The following is a 17,018-nucleotide window of genomic DNA, read 5'->3' on the forward strand; positions in this document are numbered from 1 at the left end:
CGTCCCGCCTCAGTCGGTAATGAAGCCGTAAGTGCCACGGTAGTTTCGTGCCGGCTCCGCGCGGCCCGGCACGCCATAGATGCGGTTGACGGTCCCTAAGAAGTCGGCCTGCGGATCGGAGGCGTTGGCAAAACCGTCATCCGGCCGCGACAGGTCCTTCTGCGCCACCGCGCGCACCACATAGGGCGTCACCAGCACCATCAGCTCGGTCTGGTTGTTGACGAAGTCGCGGCTGCGGAACAGCGTGCCGAGGATCGGCAGTTGGGCGAGGCCCGGAAAACCGTTGATCGCCTGCTTGGTCTGCTCCTGGATCAGGCCGGCCATCGCCATTGCACCGCCGGAGGGGATTTCCAGGGTCGTTTCCGCGCGGCGGGTCTTGATCGAGGGAATGGTCAGCGAGTTCACCTGTCCGTCGGTGACCGCCTGCGCGATCGTGATCGAATTGTCATTCGACAGTTCGGAGACTTCGGTCATCACCCGCAGGCTGATGCGGCCTTCGGTCAGCACGACAGGCGTGAAGTTGAGCGAGATGCCGAACTTCTTGAACTGGATCTGCGTCGTACAGATATGGGTGACAGGGTCGCACGAATAGCCTGCAGGGATCGGGAATTCGCCGCCCGCGATGAAGGTTGCGGATTCGCCGGAAATGGCGGTCAGGTTCGGCTCGGCCAGCGTACGCACCACGCCCGCGCTTTCCATCGCGCGGAGCGTTGCCGACACCGAGGGGGTGGCGCCGAACGAGGCGGTCGCTCCGTTAGTGGAGACCAGTGGGCGGCCGTAGGCGGTGAACGGATTGGCGTTGCTGAACTTCACCACCGCCGTGCCGTAGTTCAGGTTGGCGGTCAGATCGATGCCGAGCTGCTTGATGATATTGCGCGCGACCTCGGCGACGGTGACCTTGAGCATCACCTGGTCGCGGCCGCGGACCACGATCGAATTGACCACCTTCTCAGCTCCGCCGACGAGCCGCGCAGCGACGTCGCCGGCTTGCTGCGCCTCGATCGGGCTCGAGGCGGTGCCGGTCAGCACCACGCCGTCGCCGACGCCGTCGATCTGGATGTCGGCATTCGGCAGCGACTGGCGAAGCGCGGCGCGCACGCCGTTGAGGTCGCGCTTCACCGCGATGTCATAGGCGGCGATCTGCGCGCCGGCGGAATCGAAGAACACGATGTTGGTCTGGCCGACCGCGGCGCCGATGATATAGGCGCGTTGCGAGGAGCGGATCACGGCATTGGCGATCTTGGGATCGGCCACCAGCACATCCTTGATATCGCGGGGCAGGTCGACCACGACCGATTTGCCGACCCCGAGCGACAGGAAGCGCGCATTGGCCTGGCCGTCCGCCGGCGGTGCCGCGACGCGGTAATCGCTCGCCACCACCGGCGTCAGGGCCGGGTTGAGCGTGAACGCAACGGCAGCCGAAAACGACAGGGCGCGAACGACGAAGGCCCGCATCATCGATCGATTCCCCCAGCCCTTCATTCCGTGCGCCCTTTTGCTCACTTCTGTACCGTTTGCGGGCTCGCAATGCCGTAACGGATGACGTTGACGCTCTGGCCGCGCCTGCGCATTTGATTGTCGGCGTTGGCCTCGACGATATTGACGTCGGCGATGCTGCGCAGCGCCAGCGTTAGCGTGCCGCTCTGGCGCGCACGCGCCAGCGTCTCCGCCTGCTCGGGCTTGAGCTCGAGCGTGACGGTCTTGCCGATCAGCGCGCTGGTGCCGTCCTTCTCCTTTGGCGCCTGGTCGATCGCGAGCACACGGACATTGCTCAGGATGATCTCCGAATTGACGACGTCGGCGCCCTGGCCGTCCGGATTTTTCTCGCGACGGGAGAGGATGACGTCGACCCGGTCGTTCGGCAGGATGAAGCCGCCGGCGGCGGTCTCCGGCGAGATTTCGGTCGAGATCGCACGCATGCCGGAGGGCAGGATCGCGGCCATGAAGCCGCTGCCGTCGGCCTTCACCAGTTTCTGCTCGCGGATCGGCTCGCCCGCAATGAAGGGGGCCCGCGCAATCGAGCCGATCACGTCCTTCATGACTTCGGGCTTGCTGTCGCGTCGCATGAAGTTGCTGCTCGCGGTCGCCGCCGGCCAGGTCTGCCATTGAAGATCGTCCGGCTTGACCGCCTGGCCCAGCCCGATGTCGGACTTCGCGACGAGGATATCGACGGTCGGCAATTGCGCCACCGGCTGCTCCGTGGGAGCGGGCTTGTCGCCGCTTCCGCTCGCCAGGTACAGCGCCGCGAGGCCAGCAGCGCCGGCGATAGCCAGGACCACAATGCGTGCGGTATTCATTACGCTTCACTTTCCACAGGACGACGCGACGCTTCCGCCGCCGTGATCGGCAGTTGACCAGCTATTCGTCAAAGCATGGTTAATGAGGCGTATCTAAATCGCCTTAACGGGCAGTTACTCCTGCCCGCTCAATGCATGGCGAAATGCGCAAGATCAATCGCCCGGATCCACTCGGTCTCCGGATAGATCATCAACGCTCCGAGCGCGAGCGCGATGCCATAGGGAATGCCGCTGTCCATGGCGTGCAGCCGCAGCAGCCAATCCTGGCCGGATAGGGGATAGGGCAGCGGCCATTGCCGGAACTGGAGCAATAGTAGCGTGAGCGCGCCACCGAACAGGGAGGCATAGACCAGATAGGGCAGCAGATGGTCGAAGCCGATCCAGAGCGCGGCGCCGGCCGCGACCTTGGCGTCGCCGCCCCCGATCCAGCCCAGCGCAAAGCAGGTAAATCCGGCCACGAGCACGGTGGCGCCTGCGCCGGCATGCGAAAGCACGTCATGGAGCCCCATGCCGCTCAGCAGCGCGAGCACGAAGAAGCCGATCACCAGTCCCAACGAGACCCGGTTGGAGATGGTCATCGTGAGGAGATCGCTCGCCGCCGAGAATGCCATCAAGGCCGGAAACAGCACGAGACGCGCAATGTCTAGCATCATGACGTTCTAAGATCCGTTGCGATTGAACTCTCGGATTCCGGCTGGCCGACCCGTCTCGATTGGTGAACCGTCGCGGGCCGGGAGCGCCTTTTTTCAGCGACGGCAGTTGATTGTCCGAAGCAACAAAGGCCCCGGAACGCCGGGGCCTTTACCGAACTCTACGGACGGCCTCGATTACTTCAGCGAGGTCGAGACGGTGTTGAAGGTGCCGGTCAGCGCGGTGCCGACGCCGCGAACCGCGACGATGATGGCGATCGCAATGCCGGCAGCGATAAGGCCGTATTCGATGGCGGTAGCGCCGGACTCGTCCTTTACGAAACGCGCGATAAGGTTCTTCATCAGGGTTAGCTCCATGTACACGTGGCTGGTCGAATTAACATCAGGTCTCATCGGCGTTCTCAGCACCGCGACCATGAAGGCACGCTAGAGGGGGACGATTGCAGTGCAGTTAATTCGATTGCAGAAAGACGGCCCCAATTCGCACTTCTTGCGCAAGGTAAATTTCGTTTTAAGGCTTCCAAAGAAATCCGATGATTGCAGATCTCAATCGACGCCTCGCAGCGAGCGGTTTGTTCTGAAATTCACGGCTCCTTAAGCCTGGACCTGTACCGGTCGAGGCCTCTCGAGAACAAGAGGTCGCGATGTCTGCGCTTCCATTGGAAGTCATCACGCTGGTTGGGCAAACCATGCTAAAGGTGCTGCCGATCACCATCGCGCTAGCCGTGGTCTTCACGGTGCTTGCTCATTTCGGGGCATGCAATCCCGGCAAACCCTGGTGGCAGAAGCGCGAACTTCTGACCGACATCTGCTATTGGTTCTTCGTCCCTGCATTCGCGCGCGTGCTCCGGATCGGCCTGTTGGTGCTGGGCGCGGGCGTATTCTTCAACATCTACGGTGCCGACGACCTGGTTGCATTTTACGACAACGGTCACGGGCCGCTGGCGCAGCTTCCATTGTGGGTGCAGGCCCTGTTGTTCCTCGTTGCGTCGGATTTCATGCTCTATTGGCTGCACCGCATGTTCCACAATGGCGGCTTCTGGAAATATCACGCCATTCACCATTCCTCCGAGGATCTCGAATGGATTTCGGCGGCCCGTTTTCACCCGGTCAATCTTGTGATCGGCACCATCTCGGTTGACGTAATCCTGCTGCTCGCCGGCATCTCGCCCAATATCATGCTGTGGGTCGGTCCGTTCACGACCTTCCACTCGGCCTTCGTCCATGCCAATCTCAACTGGACGCTGGGGCCGTTCAAGTATGTGATCGCGACGCCAGTATTCCACCGCTGGCACCACACCTCCCCGGCGGAGGGCGGCGACACCAATTTTGCCGGCACTTTCCCGATATGGGATATGTTGTTCGGCACATTCCGGATGCCGGAGGGTAAGCTTCCTGAAGCGTACGGCGTCGACGCCGAACAAGGCGTGCCGACCGAGATCGCCGGACAGCTCGCGTATCCGTTCCGTCACTAGACGACGGTCCCAGTCGGTCGAAGAAGCGGCTGCGAATTGGCTTCACCTTCCCTCTGCTTGTGGGGGAGGAGTAGGCCGCCTCCTGGCGGTCGTTCATTCTAAGGAACGTCGAAGCGAAGCTCCAGCTATGGCGTGAGCGCCGGACGAGGGCTCTCTCCACTCAAAGGGTGCCAATCGGGGAGGCACCCCCACTATAGATCATCGGATGATCAGTTGGACGTTTTCGTCGCGGGAGAGGTGCCGTCCGCCTGAGCCTCGTCGGTTCGAACATGGATGACGGTTTCGCCATCCTTATACAAACGCTTCCAGCCCTTGACGTTGTCCAAGGCATGTCCGGCGGGGGAGTCCGCATCGAGCAGCGTAGCATCGATCCGGTACGTATCGAGCAGGCGCAGGAGCTCGCTCAAGTTCCGGGCCTCGGTTGCGCGGAAATAGTCCAGCACGAATTGCTCGCCATACAACTCGGCACGGCCGTCGATAAAGACCTCCATATTGCGGGAGATCATATAGCCGCCGAATCCGGCTGTATTGAATATCCGCTTTGCCTGCCTTTTTTCGAGCAGATCGATCGCTGCGACCGGGGTTTGGTGCTTCAAGAACGAGAAGGGATGGTGCGAGACAAAAGTTGCTGTCGTAGCCCATGCCGTCGCGACGATCGCGACCGCTGCAAAGATCGTGATGAAAGGGGGCAGTCGAATCTCCGCGCTGGCGAGCGGGGCAGCTTCGGCGGTTCTCCATTGCTCGGCGATCGGCTTTGCCAGAACGAGCGGAACGAGAAATGCAAACACTTCGATGTTCCTGACATGTGTCAGGGCCATCCAGATAAAGCCCAGCAGGAGAATGATCCGCGGTACGGAAAGCTCGAGCTTGCGATAAAAGGCGACGCCGATCAGGCCGAGCAGCGCACCTTCGAACAGCGTGAACGAGCTGAAATCGACAGGCATCCACTCCCAGATCAGCGACAGCAGCTTACCCAAACTGAGGATTTTCGTCGCGGCCAGCAGCGTGCCCCAGCCATAAGGCGTGCAACAAGCCGCTACGAGGGCCGCGAGTCCAAACAGCGCCCATCGCGCAGCAAGCTGAACACGGTGCTTGCGATCGACGCACCAGACCGCTTCCAGTCCGATCGGTCCGATCAGCGCCAGTCCGAGAACGAAGCCGCCGTGCAGGTTGGCCCACAGAGCCATCAGCGGCAGCAACAGCCACGACGGCTGGCTACGGCGATCGGCCGCGGCAAGCAGCCCGCCGACAAAGCTCACCATCACCGGCAGCGCCAGCATATGAGGCCGCGCCAGAAAGTGAGGCGTCGACAGCAGCAGCGCCAGCGCGGCGATGAGCGTAGCGCGCGCGAGGTCGAAGTACGGGCTGAGCAGGTGGATGAAGATCGCCGTCGTCACTCCGATCGCGATCGAAGTCAGAATGACGGGTCCGGCCCAATCCGATTCCACGTAAACGGTGGCATACAGCACCTGAGAGAGCCAGGAGCTCGAGGTCCAGGGCTCGCCCAATCGGGTAAACGAATAGATGTCCGTATAGGGCATTGCGCCGTGGTCGATGATCCACTGCCCGACCTTGATCTGCCAGTAGGTGTCCGAATCCCGCAGCATGATCTCGCCCATCGAGAGCAGAAGCAGATAGACTCCTGCGCCGACGCAGAGCGGAACCAGCCCTCGTGCCGCGCTGCGGATATTTACGTTGTTGGTGATCGCAATGGACATCGATTTCTAATGCTGCCTGGTTGGTATCGAGAGGCGAAACGAACGCCAGCGCAGCTCTTACTGGATCATGGTCCGGTAGAGCCGGGTTAAATTATGCGCGTGAGCGGCACATCCGATGATAGTGATGAACAAGCGGTTAAGGCTTGCCGGCGAATCTCCGGCTGCCGTTGCGAAGGTGAATGTCGGTGAAATTGCCGACGCGCTTTTTGCACTTCGTTCATGAATCTTCGTCAGTTTAGCCTGGTCGGGCGCCGGTTCCGCTGCGTATCGCGATGCCGGCTTGTCAACGTCCCGGGGTGGAGCATGTCGTTCAAGTCAGAGCGTATCCGTACGTTTGCGGGTTTCGCCTTCAGCCTTCTCGCAGCCGCCGTCGTGGCCTGGCCTTCCTCGGGCTTTGCCGCGGCCGATCCTGATCGGATCGAGGTCAATGTCGATCAGGCCAAGCTCGTCAAGCTCCCGACCGGCATCGCCACCATCGTCGTTGGCAATCCCATGATCGCCGATGTGACGCTGCAGACCGGCGGCGTGGTGGTCGTCACCGGCAAGGGTTATGGCGCCACCAATTTCATCGCGATGGATCGCAACGGCCAGGTGCTGGTCGACCGCCAGATCCAGGTCCAGGGCCCGAGCGACCAACTCGTCACCGTCTATCGCGGCATCGAGCGGGAATCCTATAGCTGCATGCCGATCTGCCAGCGCCGCGTGACGCTCGGCGACGGCGAAAACTACTTCAAGTCCACGATCGATCAGGCCGGCACGCTCAGCACCCAGGCAAGCGGGCAGGGTGGGGCTGCCGCCCCCAAGTCGTCCAACTAACGATCAGGATTGGGGCCGTTGGGGCGGCGGCGTTGCGCTGTCCGCCCATACTTAACGCCGGCCTAACGGAACGGGTCGTCCTGTCTTCATCCGACGAAACATTTCGACAATCAGTTTCAGTTAGTCCTTGCGGGGTCATCCCGCGAGACTCTCCCGATGCCGCAGCCCCTTGGCTCTTTCCGGAACCTGTTGCGCCGGTTTCGCCGCGATCGTCGCGGTGTAACTGCCGTTGAATTCGCCCTTATCGCGCCGGTGTTCTTCGCGTTGTTGTTCGCGATCATCGAGACGGCGATGGTCTTCTTCGCCGGCCAGGTGCTCGAGACGATCACCCAGGATACCGCGCGCATGGTCCAGACCGGCCAGGCGCAAAACAGTTCACTCAGTCAGGCGCAATTCAAGGATCTGGTCTGCGGCCACAAGCTCAGTTTCCTGTTCGACTGCAGAAACGGCATCTATGTCGACGTTCGCAGCTACGCGCAGGCCAACGTGGTCAAGATTCCCAACCAGATCGATGCGGGCAACACCTTCATCAATGACATGAAATATTGTCCTGGCCAGGACAGCAATATCGTTGTGGTCAGGCTGTTCTATCAGTGGCCGGTCTACATCATCAAAATCTTCAACCTCGGATACAACCTCGAATACGACCTTTCCAATCTGAGCGGCAGCAAACGCCTGTTGTCGGGAACGGCGGTCTTCAAGAACGAGCCCTTTCCGACTGGCGGGATGACGTGCTCATGAGTGAAGCAATGCAAACGAATTTGCGCTCATCGATGTGGCGCATGCGCCGCAAGATCGGCAATTTCGTACGCGACCGCCGCGGCGTAGCGGCGACCGAATTCGCGATGATCGTTCCCATCATGCTGGTGCTGTTCTTCGGAACGGTCGAGCTCAGCTCCGCTATCGCCGTCAAGCGCAAGCTGACACTGGTGGCATACGCGGCGTCCGACCTGACGTCGCAATCGCTGGACAGCGTCAAGACTGCGGACATGCAGAATGTCTTCGCCGCGAGCGGGGCAATCCTGTTGCCCTATTCCCTCACGCCATTGACTGCGACCGTCTCGGAAGTGTTCATCGACAAAGACAGCATCGCGAAGATCCAGTGGAGCCAGTCGGCCACCGTCGCAATGGTCAGCGGCTCGCCACAGGCGACGCTCAAGGCTTCGCCGCACAAGCCGAACGATACGGTGACGGTTCCAGCGGGGTTGTTGATACCGAACACCTGGCTGATCTGGAGCGAGGTCAGTTACAAGTACACCCCGCCGGTCGGCTATCTGCTCAAGACCGGCGTTCCGATGGATGACGAAGCCTATACCCGGCCGAGGCAGTCGACCTGCGTCGACTATCCGCCGGCCGCGAGCGAGGGCAGCAAGTGCACGCCGGTGTCCTGACGCGTGATCTGCGCGCATAACCCAAAACAGAAAGCCGCGCAGTGAGCGCGGCTTCCTTACTCGGTGCTCCAAGTTCGGAGCTTTGCTTCAGTCGCGAACGCTGCAGGCGCGGGCCCGCAGTCGGTCAGCCCGCCGAGCGTAGATTGTCGGCGGCGGATTTGCCCGAACGGCGGTCGGCCACGATCTCGTAGGAGATCTTCTGGCCTTCGCGCAGCGTGCCAAGGCCGGCACGTTCGACAGCGCTGATGTGCACGAACACGTCGTTGCCGCCGTCGTCGGGCTGGATGAAGCCGTAGCCCTTGGTTGCGTTAAACCACTTCACGGTTCCCATGCTCACGGGATAGTCCCTTCTCAGATAGACAAGTCGAAACCCACTCTCGTGGGCTGGTGGATCGAATTTTGGAAGGGTCGTCAGCACCTGAACCGGGATACCGGTGGATGGCTAATGTCGTCCGGCCGAAAATCGATTAACGCGATATTATGCGAAAAACGGCCCCAAAACAATCCTGACGTGCGCGGATTTCGTTCGGACGCGTAAACCGCCGGGGATCACGCAAGACACCAAGGGTGTCGCGCGTGATTCCGGACGCCTTTGGAACACGTCAGCGGCGGCGGAACTGGCCACCCCGCGGCGGCTGGCCGCGCGGCGGACCGCCGGGCGAGCTCGGACGCTCGTCCTTGTGACGGAAAATCAGCCGCCCCTTCTCGAGGTCGTAGGGCGACATTTCAATCGTGACCCGGTCGCCGGCCAGCGTCTTGATGCGGTTCTTCTTCATCTTGCCGGCCGTGTAGGCGACAATCTCGTGTCCGGTGTCGAGTTGCACGCGATAGCGTGCGTCGGGAAGGATTTCGGTCACCAGCCCTTCGAACTGGATCAGCTCTTCCTTAGCCATGTGGTTCTCCAGAATCGATGACGGCTAGTGCTGCGTTTGGTTGTTGCGGTTGGGTTTCGGTTTGGCTCGGCTTTCGCGATGCAAAAAAGCGACGCCTTGAATGCCGCCTTGGTTGCCCTCGCTCTTGCCGATCTGCGGCGGACGCGGCGACTCGCCACGGCCCACCTGCGGCGCGCCACTATTACCACCTCGACGGCGGCGGCGGCGAGGCCCTTTTGCAGCCGGCGGCGATTCATTTCCCCTGGCCGTATGGGCCCGCGGCGCCGATCGTCCAGCCCGGTGGTGCGGAGCGGCGGCAGCGGCAGGCGCCTGTTCGCGGCTGCCCGGTGTGCGGCGGTCTTCCCGCGGCAGCGCCATACGGATCAAACGCTCGATGTCGCGTAAGTATCCCATCTCTTCTGCGCCCGCGACGAGCGAGATCGCGACGCCGTCGGCGCCGGCGCGTGCCGTGCGGCCGATGCGGTGCACGTAGGTCTCCGGCACGTTCGGCAGGTCGTAATTGACGACATGGCTGATGCCGTCGACGTCGATGCCGCGCGCGGCGATGTCGGTCGCGACCAAAGTGCGGATTTCGCCGGAACGAAATGCCGCCAGTGTGCGTTCGCGGTGATTCTGCGACTTGTTGCCGTGGATCGCGTTGGCCGCGATGCCGGCCTTCTCCAGCCCCTTCACCACTTTATCGGCACCGTGCTTGGTGCGGGTGAACACCAGCGCGCGGTCAACCGGCTCCTGCTTCAGCAGTTGCGCCAGCACGGCGGGCTTGGCGGCGAAATCGACCTGGAGGATGCGCTGGCTGACCCGCTCGGCCGTCGATGAGACCGGCGTCACCGCCACGCGGGCGGGATCGCGCAGCATCGCCTCCGCGAGTTCGGCGATGTCCTTCGGCATCGTCGCCGAGAAGAACAGCGTCTGCCGCTTCACCGGCAGCTTGGCGACGATCTTCCGGATGTCATTGATGAAGCCCATGTCGAGCATGCGGTCGGCTTCGTCGAGCACCAGGAACTCGACCTGGTTGAGCTTCAGGCCATTGCTCTGCACGAGATCGAGCAGGCGGCCGGGAGTCGCCACCATGACTTCGACGCCCTGCATCACCGAGCGGACCTGCCGGCCCATCGGCACGCCGCCGATCGCCAGCGCGGAAGAAAGGCGGATGTGGCGGCCATAGGCATTGAAGCTGTCGAGGATCTGGCCCGACAATTCGCGGGTGGGCGAGAGCACCAGCACGCGGCATGACTTCGGCTGCACCTTGGTGCGGTGCTGCAGCAGCCGGTTGAGGATCGGCAGCGCAAACGAGGCGGTCTTGCCGGTGCCGGTCTGCGCAATGCCGATCACGTCGCGGCCTTCGAGCGCGAGCGGGATGGTCTGGGCCTGGATGGGGGTAGGGGTGACGTAGTTCTCTTCCCGAAGTGCGCGGGCGATGGGATCGGCAAGGCCGAAATCCTGAAAGGAGGTCAAAAGGGAGGTCTTTCCATCAAAACGTCAAGCGCGCCGGCGATGTCGGCCGGGCGCGTGAGGGCATCAGTGATACCCGCGTGTCTGGGGCATCGGTGCTGTTGGCTGATCAAGGGCAAGCCAAAAGCCGCCGTGGCCGGTTGGAACCAAGGCGGCTTAGAACACGCAAGCTTGCGCCGACCCGGCGATTCGCGCGGGTCACACCCCTCATATGGAACATGAACGCGGCGCTTTCAAGGTAAACTGTCGCTGCGTCCCCTTTTCCGCTTGCGGGGGAGGGGCTGGGCGGGGGTATCTCCACGATTCACCCTGTCACCACGTGCGGAGAGAGCCCCCACCGGCGCTGTGCGCCAACCTCCCCCGCAAGCAAGCGGGAGAGGTGAACCCGGATGTCGCGACGTCGTCACAATTCAATGCCGGAAATTTAGCCAAACTAGGTTATTTGCTTATAAACTAGACTGATTGCCACTTTGGCATACATCTTTGATGCTCAATAATTAGGCGGTCATTCCATTTGTTCTCCTCAGAACGCCAAATTTCCCTTCGCCAGCAGTGACTTAAAGGGTGCCTCGACCGTGGCATGGTTCTTGCGATTCCTTTTGTCGCAGGCGGCCGTGGGGCCGTTTCGCATGCGTTCACGCCTGCGTCAGGGAGATGACATTTCATGCTTACACAGCTTACTCACGATAGAGCGACGCTGAGCCGCCGCGGCTGGCTCGCGGCCGCCGCAGGCCTGGTTTTGGGCCTGGCGTCCTCGCCATTTTCTCCGGCCAAAGCCGCCGACGACACCATCAAGGTCGGCGTCCTGCATTCCCTCTCCGGCACCATGGCCATCAGCGAGACCACGCTGAAGGATACGATTCTCTTCCTGATCGACGAGCAGAACAAGAAAGGCGGCGTGCTCGGCAAGAAGCTCGAGGCTGTCGTCGTCGACCCCGCATCGAACTGGCCGCTGTTCGCGGAAAAGGCGCGCGAGCTCATCACCAAGGACAAGGTCGCGGTCGTGTTCGGCTGCTGGACCTCGGTGTCGCGCAAGTCCGTGCTCCCGGTGTTCAAGGAGCTGAACAACATCCTGTTCTACCCCGTGCAGTATGAGGGCGAAGAGTCCGAGCGCAACGTGTTCTACACCGGCGCGGCGCCAAACCAGCAGGCGATCCCGGCCGTCGACTACCTGATGAAGGACGAAAAGGTGAAGCGTTGGGTGCTGGCGGGCACCGACTACGTCTATCCGCGCACCACCAACAAGATCCTGGAAGCCTACTTGAAGTCGAAGGGCGTCAAGCAGGAAGACATCATGATCAACTACACGCCGTTCGGTCATAGCGACTGGCAGACCATCGTGGCCGACATCAAGAAGTTCGGCTCGGCCGGCAAGAAGACGGCGGTGGTCTCCACCATCAACGGCGACGCCAACGTTCCCTTCTACAAGGAGCTCGGCAACCAGGGCATCAAGGCGACCGACATCCCGGTGGTCGCGTTCTCGGTCGGTGAGGAAGAGCTCGCCGGCATCGACACCAAGCCGCTGGTCGGCCATCTCGCCGCCTGGAACTACTTCGAGTCGATCAAGACGCCGGCCAACGAGAAGTTCATCAAGGACTGGCAGGCCTACACCAAGAATCCGAAGCGCGTGACCAACGACCCGATGGAAGCGCACTACATCGGCTTCAACATGTGGGTGAAGGCGGTCGAGAAGGTGAAGTCGACCGACCCGGACAAGGTGATCGACGCGCTGCCCGGCATCGAGGCGCCGAACCTGACCGGCGGCGTCTCCAAGATGCTGCCGAACCACCACATCACCAAGCCGGTGTTCATCGGCGAGATCAAGGGCAACGGCCAGTTCGACGTGGTGTGGAAGACCCCCGGCCTCGTCGCGGGCGATGCCTGGTCGAAGGAGCTCGAAGGCTCCAAGGACCTGATCGGCGACTGGGTCGGCAAGAAGTGTGGCAACTGGAACACCAAGACCAACAAGTGCGGCGGTCAGGGCTCCTGATCTGATCCGTTCATCCAGAAGAACTTCCAAGAGACTGGAGAAGGCGGCGGACCTTGCCGCCTTCTCCTCACCACTCCTGCCGGGGTCGTCACGTGTTTGGCCATTTTCCTAAGCGTTTTTGCGCGCTCGTTCTTTCAGTGTTGCTGATTGCCTGCTTCGCGCTGCCGGCCTTCGCTGGAACGTTCGAGGACGCGGTCGCCAAATTCGCCAATGACGAATTTTCCGACACCGCGGAAGCGATCGAGGCGGTCGCAAGCTCGGGCAATCCGCTCGCTTTCCCGATCATCTCGGCGCTCCAGGAAGAGCGGCTGTCAGCCGATCCCGAGAGCAAGAAAGTCTTCATCACCCAGGCAGACGGCAAGATCATCGATGCCGCCACCGGCGCTGCCGTCGACAAGCTGCCGGACAGTGCTGCCTCCGTCCGTCTCAACAATCGCCTGCGCCGGACGGTGGAGGCTGCGCTCGGCAGCCTGACGCTGCTTTCGCCGGATCCGGCGAAGCGCGTCGCCGCCGCGCAATCCGTCTTCAAGAGCCATGATGAGAACGCGCTCTCCGTGGTCGAGGGCGCGCTCGCAAAGGAGACCGACAAGGCGGCAAAGCAGGCGTTCACCGAGGCGCGTGCGGCGATCATCCTGTTCAAGTCTGACGCCTCCGACAACGACAAGATCGAGGCCGTCTCGGTCATCAAGTCGCGCGGCGACCAGGAAGCGCTGGCGCTACTCACCAGCGCCGGCCCCGATCAGCCGCCGCTGGTGGCGCAAGCCATCACGGGCGCGATCTCCTCGATCCAGAGCAATCTGGCGATGTGGTCGGCGGTGCAGAATGCCTGGTACGGCCTGTCGCTCGGTTCGGTGCTGCTGCTGGCGGCGATCGGGCTTGCCATCACCTTCGGCGTGATGGGCGTCATCAACATGGCCCATGGCGAGATGGTGATGCTGGGCGCCTACACCACCTTCGTGGTGCAGGAGGTGATCCGCACCCGCTATCCCGGCCTGTTCGACTATTCGCTGCTGATCGCCGTGCCGCTCGCCTTCCTGGTTGCCGGCGGGGTCGGCGTTGCGATCGAGCGCAGCATCATCCGCTTCCTCTACGGCCGCCCGCTGGAAACGCTGCTGGCGACCTGGGGCCTGTCGCTGGTGCTGCAGCAGGCGGTGCGTACCGTGTTCGGCCCGACCAACCGCGAAGTCGGCAATCCCTCCTGGATGAGCGGCGCCTTCGAGCTCGGCCAGATCACCATCACCTATAACCGGCTCTGGATCCTCTGCTTCACGCTGGCGGTGTTCGCGATCCTGCTGGCGATGCTGCGCTACACGGCGCTCGGGCTCGAGATGCGCGCGGTGACGCAGAACCGCCGCATGGCGGCCTCAATGGGGATTGCCACCTCCCGCGTCGACGCGTTGACCTTCGGCCTCGGCTCGGGGATTGCCGGCATCGCGGGCGTCGCGCTGTCGCAGATCGACAATGTCAGCCCCAATCTCGGCCAGAGCTATATCATCGACAGTTTCATGGTCGTCGTGTTCGGCGGCGTCGGCAATCTCTGGGGCACGCTGGTCGGCGCCTTCACCCTCGGCATCGCCAACAAGTTCCTAGAGCCCGTTGCTGGCGCCGTGCTCGGCAAGATCGCCATCCTGGTCCTGATCATCCTTTTCATCCAGAAGCGGCCGCGCGGCCTGTTCGCGCTAAAGGGGCGGGCGGTGGAAGCATGAGCGCGCATATCCTCACCCGCTCGCTGGACCGCGCCGCGACCGCCTTCATCCTGATCGTCGCGGCCGTCGGCATCCTGATCCCGCTGTCGAACCTCTTGCTGCCTCAGGGCTCGTTCCTGCAGGTGCCGACCTATCTGGTCGCGCTGTGGGGCAAATATGTCTGCTACGCCATCCTGGCGCTCTCGATCGATTTGATCTGGGGCTATTGCGGCATCCTCTCGCTCGGCCATGGCGCCTTCTTCGCGCTCGGCGGCTACGCGATGGGCATGTACCTGATGCGCCAGATCGGCAGCCGCGGCGTCTATGGCAACCCGATCCTGCCTGACTTCATGGTGTTCCTGAACTGGGACAAGCTGCCCTGGTACTGGTACGGCTTCGACATGTTCCCCTTCGCGGCGCTGATGGTGCTGCTGGTGCCGGGCCTGCTCGCCTTCTGCTTCGGCTGGCTCGCCTTCCGCTCCCGCGTCACCGGCGTCTATCTCTCGATCATCACGCAGGCGATGACCTATGCGCTGCTGCTGGCGTTCTTCCGCAATGATTTCGGCTTCGGCGGCAACAACGGCCTGACCGACTTCAAGGATATCCTGGGCTTCAACGTCCAGGCCGACGGCACCCGCGCCGCTTTGTTCGCGCTGAGCTGCCTTGCGCTGATCATCGGCTTTTTGATCTGCCGCGCGATCGTGACCTCGAAACTCGGCAAGGTGCTGATCGCGGTGCGCGACGCCGAAAGCCGCACCCGCTTCCTCGGCTACCGCGTGGAATCCTACAAGCTGTTCGTGTTCACGCTGTCGGCCTGCATGGCCGGCGTCGCCGGCGCTCTCTATGTGCCGCAGGTCGGCATCATCAATCCAAGCGAATTCGCGCCGGGCAATTCAATCGAGGCCGTGATCTGGGTCGCGGTCGGCGGTCGCGGCACGCTGGTGGGCGCAGCCCTCGGCGCCATCGTCGTCAACTATGCCAAGACGTTCTTCACCTCAGGGCCGCTCGCGCCGTACTGGCTGTTCATGCTGGGCGCGCTGTTCATCCTGGTGACGCTGCTGCTGCCCAAGGGCATTGTCGGCACCTTCAATGCCTGGTGGGAGCCATGGACGGCGCAGCGCGTCGCGGCCGTGGAAAGCGCCGCACGCGAGGACGGCATCAGCGAACCCAATCCGGCGGAGTAGGCGCAATGAACGTGATGGATACCCGTGCCACTTCAGCGATGCTGTATCTTGACGGCGTGCACGTCTCGTTCGACGGCTTCCACGCCATCAACAATCTCTCGCTCGCGCTCGAGCCGGGGGAGATGCGCGCCATTATCGGCCCGAACGGCGCCGGCAAGACCACGATGATGGACATCATTACCGGCAAGACCAGGCCGGATGAAGGCACGGTGCTGTTCGACGGCGTCACCGACCTGACGCGGCTGGACGAGACCCGGATCGCCGAGCTCGGCATCGGCCGCAAATTCCAGAAGCCGACGGTGTTCGAAAGCCAGACCGTGCAGGACAATCTCCTGCTCGCGCTCAATGTCGATCACTCTGTCCACGGCACGCTGTTCTGGCGCGAGAGCAAGGCGGAGACCGAGCGCATCCAGAAGGTGCTGGAGACCATCCGCCTCACCGACGCGCGCAACCGGCTCGCCGGCAGCCTGTCCCACGGCCAGAAGCAGTGGCTCGAGATCGGCATGCTGCTGGCGCAGGATCCGAAACTGCTGCTGGTCGACGAGCCCGTGGCCGGAATGACCGATGTCGAGACCCACCAGACCGCGGAGTTGCTCAAGGAGATCAACAAGGACCACACCATCATGGTGGTCGAGCACGACATGACTTTCGTGCGCGAGCTCGGCGTCAAGGTGACCTGCCTGCACGAAGGCGCGGTGCTGGCGGAGGGGAGCATCGACCAGGTCTCGTCGAACGAGCGGGTCGTCGAAGTATATCTGGGGCGATAGGCGATGCTGAAGGTCGAGAACATCAACCTCTTCTACGGTGCGGCGCAGGCGCTGCGCGGCGTCTCGCTGTCGGCGGAACCCGGCAAGGTCACCTGCGTGCTCGGCCGCAACGGCGTCGGCAAGACTTCGCTGCTCCGCGCCATGGTCGGCCAGTATCCGATCGCGTCAGGCTCGATCGAGTTCGACGGCAGCGACATCACCGGCCTGAAGCCGTATGAGCGCGCGCGACGCGGCATCGGCTTCGTGCCGCAGGGCCGCGAGATCTTTCCGCTGCTCACGGTGGAGGAGAATCTCAAGACCGGCTTCGGCCCGCTCAAGCGCGAGAATCGCTTCATTCCCGACGACGTATTCTCGCTGTTTCCGGTGCTGCAATCGATGCTCGGCCGCCGCGGCGGCGACCTCTCCGGCGGACAACAACAGCAACTCGCGATCGGCCGCGCGCTGGTGATGCGGCCGAAACTTCTGCTTTTGGACGAGCCGACCGAGGGCATCCAGCCCTCGATCATCAAGGATATCGGCCGCGCCATCTCCTATTTGCGCAATCTCGGCAACATCGCGATCGTGCTGGTCGAGCAATATCTCGATTTCGCCTGCGAGCTCGGCGACAGTTTTGCGGTGATGGACCGTGGCGCGGTGAAATATGCCTGCGACCGTTCCAGCCTCGATCCCGCTGAAATCTCCCGCCAGATGGCGCTATAAG

General features: G+C 62.4%; 17 protein-coding genes. 9 read left to right on the plus strand and 8 right to left on the minus strand.

Annotated features, from left to right (window positions below; genetic code table 11):
- Window positions 1-9: 9 nt before the first annotated feature.
- The 4 genes from ACVJGD_RS33340 to ACVJGD_RS33355 all read right to left on the minus strand — a co-directional run bounded on the left by ACVJGD_RS33340 (window position 10) and on the right by ACVJGD_RS33355 (window position 3,289).
- Window positions 10-1,458, minus strand: a complete 1,449-nt coding sequence (locus ACVJGD_RS33340) for a type II and III secretion system protein family protein (RefSeq protein WP_456638183.1) — start codon at window positions 1,456-1,458, stop codon at window positions 10-12.
- 41 nt (window positions 1,459-1,499) lie between these two features.
- Window positions 1,500-2,297 carry a Flp pilus assembly protein CpaB gene (cpaB, locus tag ACVJGD_RS33345; RefSeq protein WP_456638184.1) on the minus strand — a complete coding sequence of 266 codons (798 nt, stop codon included), beginning with the start codon at window positions 2,295-2,297 and terminating at the stop codon, window positions 1,500-1,502.
- 128 nt (window positions 2,298-2,425) lie between these two features.
- Window positions 2,426-2,950, minus strand: a complete 525-nt coding sequence (locus ACVJGD_RS33350; RefSeq protein WP_456638185.1) for an A24 family peptidase — start codon at window positions 2,948-2,950, stop codon at window positions 2,426-2,428.
- A 174-nt stretch (window positions 2,951-3,124) separates the two neighbouring features.
- On the minus strand, window positions 3,125-3,289 hold the full coding sequence (locus ACVJGD_RS33355; RefSeq protein ID WP_456638186.1) for a Flp family type IVb pilin: 165 nt from the start codon (window positions 3,287-3,289) through the stop codon (window positions 3,125-3,127).
- A 302-nt stretch (window positions 3,290-3,591) separates the two neighbouring features.
- Here ACVJGD_RS33355 and ACVJGD_RS33360 point away from each other — a divergent pair, with 302 nt between their 5' ends.
- Window positions 3,592-4,422 carry a sterol desaturase family protein gene (locus ACVJGD_RS33360; protein WP_456638187.1) on the plus strand — a complete coding sequence of 277 codons (831 nt, stop codon included), beginning with the start codon at window positions 3,592-3,594 and terminating at the stop codon, window positions 4,420-4,422.
- 209 nt (window positions 4,423-4,631) lie between these two features.
- Here ACVJGD_RS33360 and ACVJGD_RS33365 read toward each other — a convergent pair whose 3' ends face one another.
- Window positions 4,632-6,140 carry a hypothetical protein gene (locus ACVJGD_RS33365; protein WP_456638188.1) on the minus strand — a complete coding sequence of 503 codons (1,509 nt, stop codon included), beginning with the start codon at window positions 6,138-6,140 and terminating at the stop codon, window positions 4,632-4,634.
- 303 nt (window positions 6,141-6,443) lie between these two features.
- Here ACVJGD_RS33365 and ACVJGD_RS33370 point away from each other — a divergent pair, with 303 nt between their 5' ends.
- The 3 genes from ACVJGD_RS33370 to ACVJGD_RS33380 all read left to right on the plus strand — a co-directional run bounded on the left by ACVJGD_RS33370 (window position 6,444) and on the right by ACVJGD_RS33380 (window position 8,347).
- A complete protein-coding gene (locus tag ACVJGD_RS33370) occupies window positions 6,444-6,956 on the plus strand; it encodes a pilus assembly protein N-terminal domain-containing protein (RefSeq protein WP_456638189.1) in 513 nt (170 codons plus the stop codon).
- Window positions 6,957-7,112: 156 nt separating this feature from the next.
- Entirely contained in the window at window positions 7,113-7,697 is a 585-nt protein-coding gene (locus tag ACVJGD_RS33375) for a TadE/TadG family type IV pilus assembly protein (protein WP_456638190.1), read from the plus strand.
- Window positions 7,698-7,705: 8 nt separating this feature from the next.
- Entirely contained in the window at window positions 7,706-8,347 is a 642-nt protein-coding gene (locus tag ACVJGD_RS33380; protein WP_456638191.1) for a TadE/TadG family type IV pilus assembly protein, read from the plus strand.
- Window positions 8,348-8,471: 124 nt separating this feature from the next.
- On the opposite strand, the gene ACVJGD_RS33385 is transcribed toward ACVJGD_RS33380, so the two are convergent.
- The 3 genes from ACVJGD_RS33385 to ACVJGD_RS33395 form a co-directional block, all read right to left on the minus strand.
- Entirely contained in the window at window positions 8,472-8,684 is a 213-nt protein-coding gene (locus ACVJGD_RS33385; protein ID WP_225702472.1) for a cold-shock protein, read from the minus strand.
- A 265-nt stretch (window positions 8,685-8,949) separates the two neighbouring features.
- Window positions 8,950-9,240, minus strand: a complete 291-nt coding sequence (infA, locus tag ACVJGD_RS33390; RefSeq protein ID WP_027579226.1) for a translation initiation factor IF-1 — start codon at window positions 9,238-9,240, stop codon at window positions 8,950-8,952.
- Between the two features lie 24 nt (window positions 9,241-9,264).
- A complete protein-coding gene (locus ACVJGD_RS33395) occupies window positions 9,265-10,695 on the minus strand; it encodes a DEAD/DEAH box helicase (RefSeq protein ID WP_456638192.1) in 1,431 nt (476 codons plus the stop codon).
- 661 nt (window positions 10,696-11,356) lie between these two features.
- Here ACVJGD_RS33395 and urtA point away from each other — a divergent pair.
- From urtA to urtE, 5 genes are all read left to right on the plus strand, one after another.
- Entirely contained in the window at window positions 11,357-12,682 is a 1,326-nt protein-coding gene (gene urtA / locus ACVJGD_RS33400; protein WP_456638193.1) for an urea ABC transporter substrate-binding protein, read from the plus strand.
- Window positions 12,683-12,819: 137 nt separating this feature from the next.
- On the plus strand, window positions 12,820-14,388 hold the full coding sequence (urtB, locus tag ACVJGD_RS33405; protein WP_456638194.1) for an urea ABC transporter permease subunit UrtB: 1,569 nt from the start codon (window positions 12,820-12,822) through the stop codon (window positions 14,386-14,388).
- Window positions 14,385-15,551 carry an urea ABC transporter permease subunit UrtC gene (gene urtC, locus ACVJGD_RS33410; protein WP_456638195.1) on the plus strand — a complete coding sequence of 389 codons (1,167 nt, stop codon included), beginning with the start codon at window positions 14,385-14,387 and terminating at the stop codon, window positions 15,549-15,551. Before urtB ends, urtC begins: the two co-directional genes overlap by 4 nt.
- Window positions 15,552-15,556: 5 nt before the next feature.
- Window positions 15,557-16,318: an urea ABC transporter ATP-binding protein UrtD gene (gene urtD / locus ACVJGD_RS33415; protein ID WP_456638196.1), complete on the plus strand. Its 762-nt coding sequence runs from the start codon at window positions 15,557-15,559 to the stop codon at window positions 16,316-16,318.
- Window positions 16,319-16,321: 3 nt separating this feature from the next.
- Window positions 16,322-17,017 carry an urea ABC transporter ATP-binding subunit UrtE gene (urtE, locus tag ACVJGD_RS33420; RefSeq protein ID WP_456638197.1) on the plus strand — a complete coding sequence of 232 codons (696 nt, stop codon included), beginning with the start codon at window positions 16,322-16,324 and terminating at the stop codon, window positions 17,015-17,017.
- The last annotated feature ends 1 nt before the right edge of the window (window position 17,018 follow it).

The organism is Bradyrhizobium sp. USDA 10063 (assembly GCF_054063735.1).

What these genes read in the sequence shown, in the direction of transcription:
- ACVJGD_RS33370 (WP_456638189.1), top strand. Translation starts at nt 6,444, where the DNA reads ATGTCGTTCAAGTCAGAGCGTATCCGTACGTTTGCGGGTTTCGCCTTC.
- urtE (WP_456638197.1), top strand. Translation starts at nt 16,322, where the DNA reads ATGCTGAAGGTCGAGAACATCAACCTCTTCTACGGTGCGGCGCAGGCG.
- ACVJGD_RS33375 (WP_456638190.1), top strand. Translation starts at nt 7,113, where the DNA reads ATGCCGCAGCCCCTTGGCTCTTTCCGGAACCTGTTGCGCCGGTTTCGC.
- cpaB (WP_456638184.1), bottom strand. Translation starts at nt 2,297, where the DNA reads ATGAATACCGCACGCATTGTGGTCCTGGCTATCGCCGGCGCTGCTGGC.
- ACVJGD_RS33355 (WP_456638186.1), bottom strand. Translation starts at nt 3,289, where the DNA reads ATGAAGAACCTTATCGCGCGTTTCGTAAAGGACGAGTCCGGCGCTACC.
- ACVJGD_RS33380 (WP_456638191.1), top strand. Translation starts at nt 7,706, where the DNA reads ATGCAAACGAATTTGCGCTCATCGATGTGGCGCATGCGCCGCAAGATC.
- ACVJGD_RS33350 (WP_456638185.1), bottom strand. Translation starts at nt 2,950, where the DNA reads ATGATGCTAGACATTGCGCGTCTCGTGCTGTTTCCGGCCTTGATGGCA.
- infA (WP_027579226.1), bottom strand. Translation starts at nt 9,240, where the DNA reads ATGGCTAAGGAAGAGCTGATCCAGTTCGAAGGGCTGGTGACCGAAATC.
- ACVJGD_RS33340 (WP_456638183.1), bottom strand. Translation starts at nt 1,458, where the DNA reads ATGATGCGGGCCTTCGTCGTTCGCGCCCTGTCGTTTTCGGCTGCCGTT.
- ACVJGD_RS33360 (WP_456638187.1), top strand. Translation starts at nt 3,592, where the DNA reads ATGTCTGCGCTTCCATTGGAAGTCATCACGCTGGTTGGGCAAACCATG.
- ACVJGD_RS33365 (WP_456638188.1), bottom strand. Translation starts at nt 6,140, where the DNA reads ATGTCCATTGCGATCACCAACAACGTAAATATCCGCAGCGCGGCACGA.
- urtC (WP_456638195.1), top strand. Translation starts at nt 14,385, where the DNA reads ATGAGCGCGCATATCCTCACCCGCTCGCTGGACCGCGCCGCGACCGCC.
- urtA (WP_456638193.1), top strand. Translation starts at nt 11,357, where the DNA reads ATGCTTACACAGCTTACTCACGATAGAGCGACGCTGAGCCGCCGCGGC.
- urtD (WP_456638196.1), top strand. Translation starts at nt 15,557, where the DNA reads ATGAACGTGATGGATACCCGTGCCACTTCAGCGATGCTGTATCTTGAC.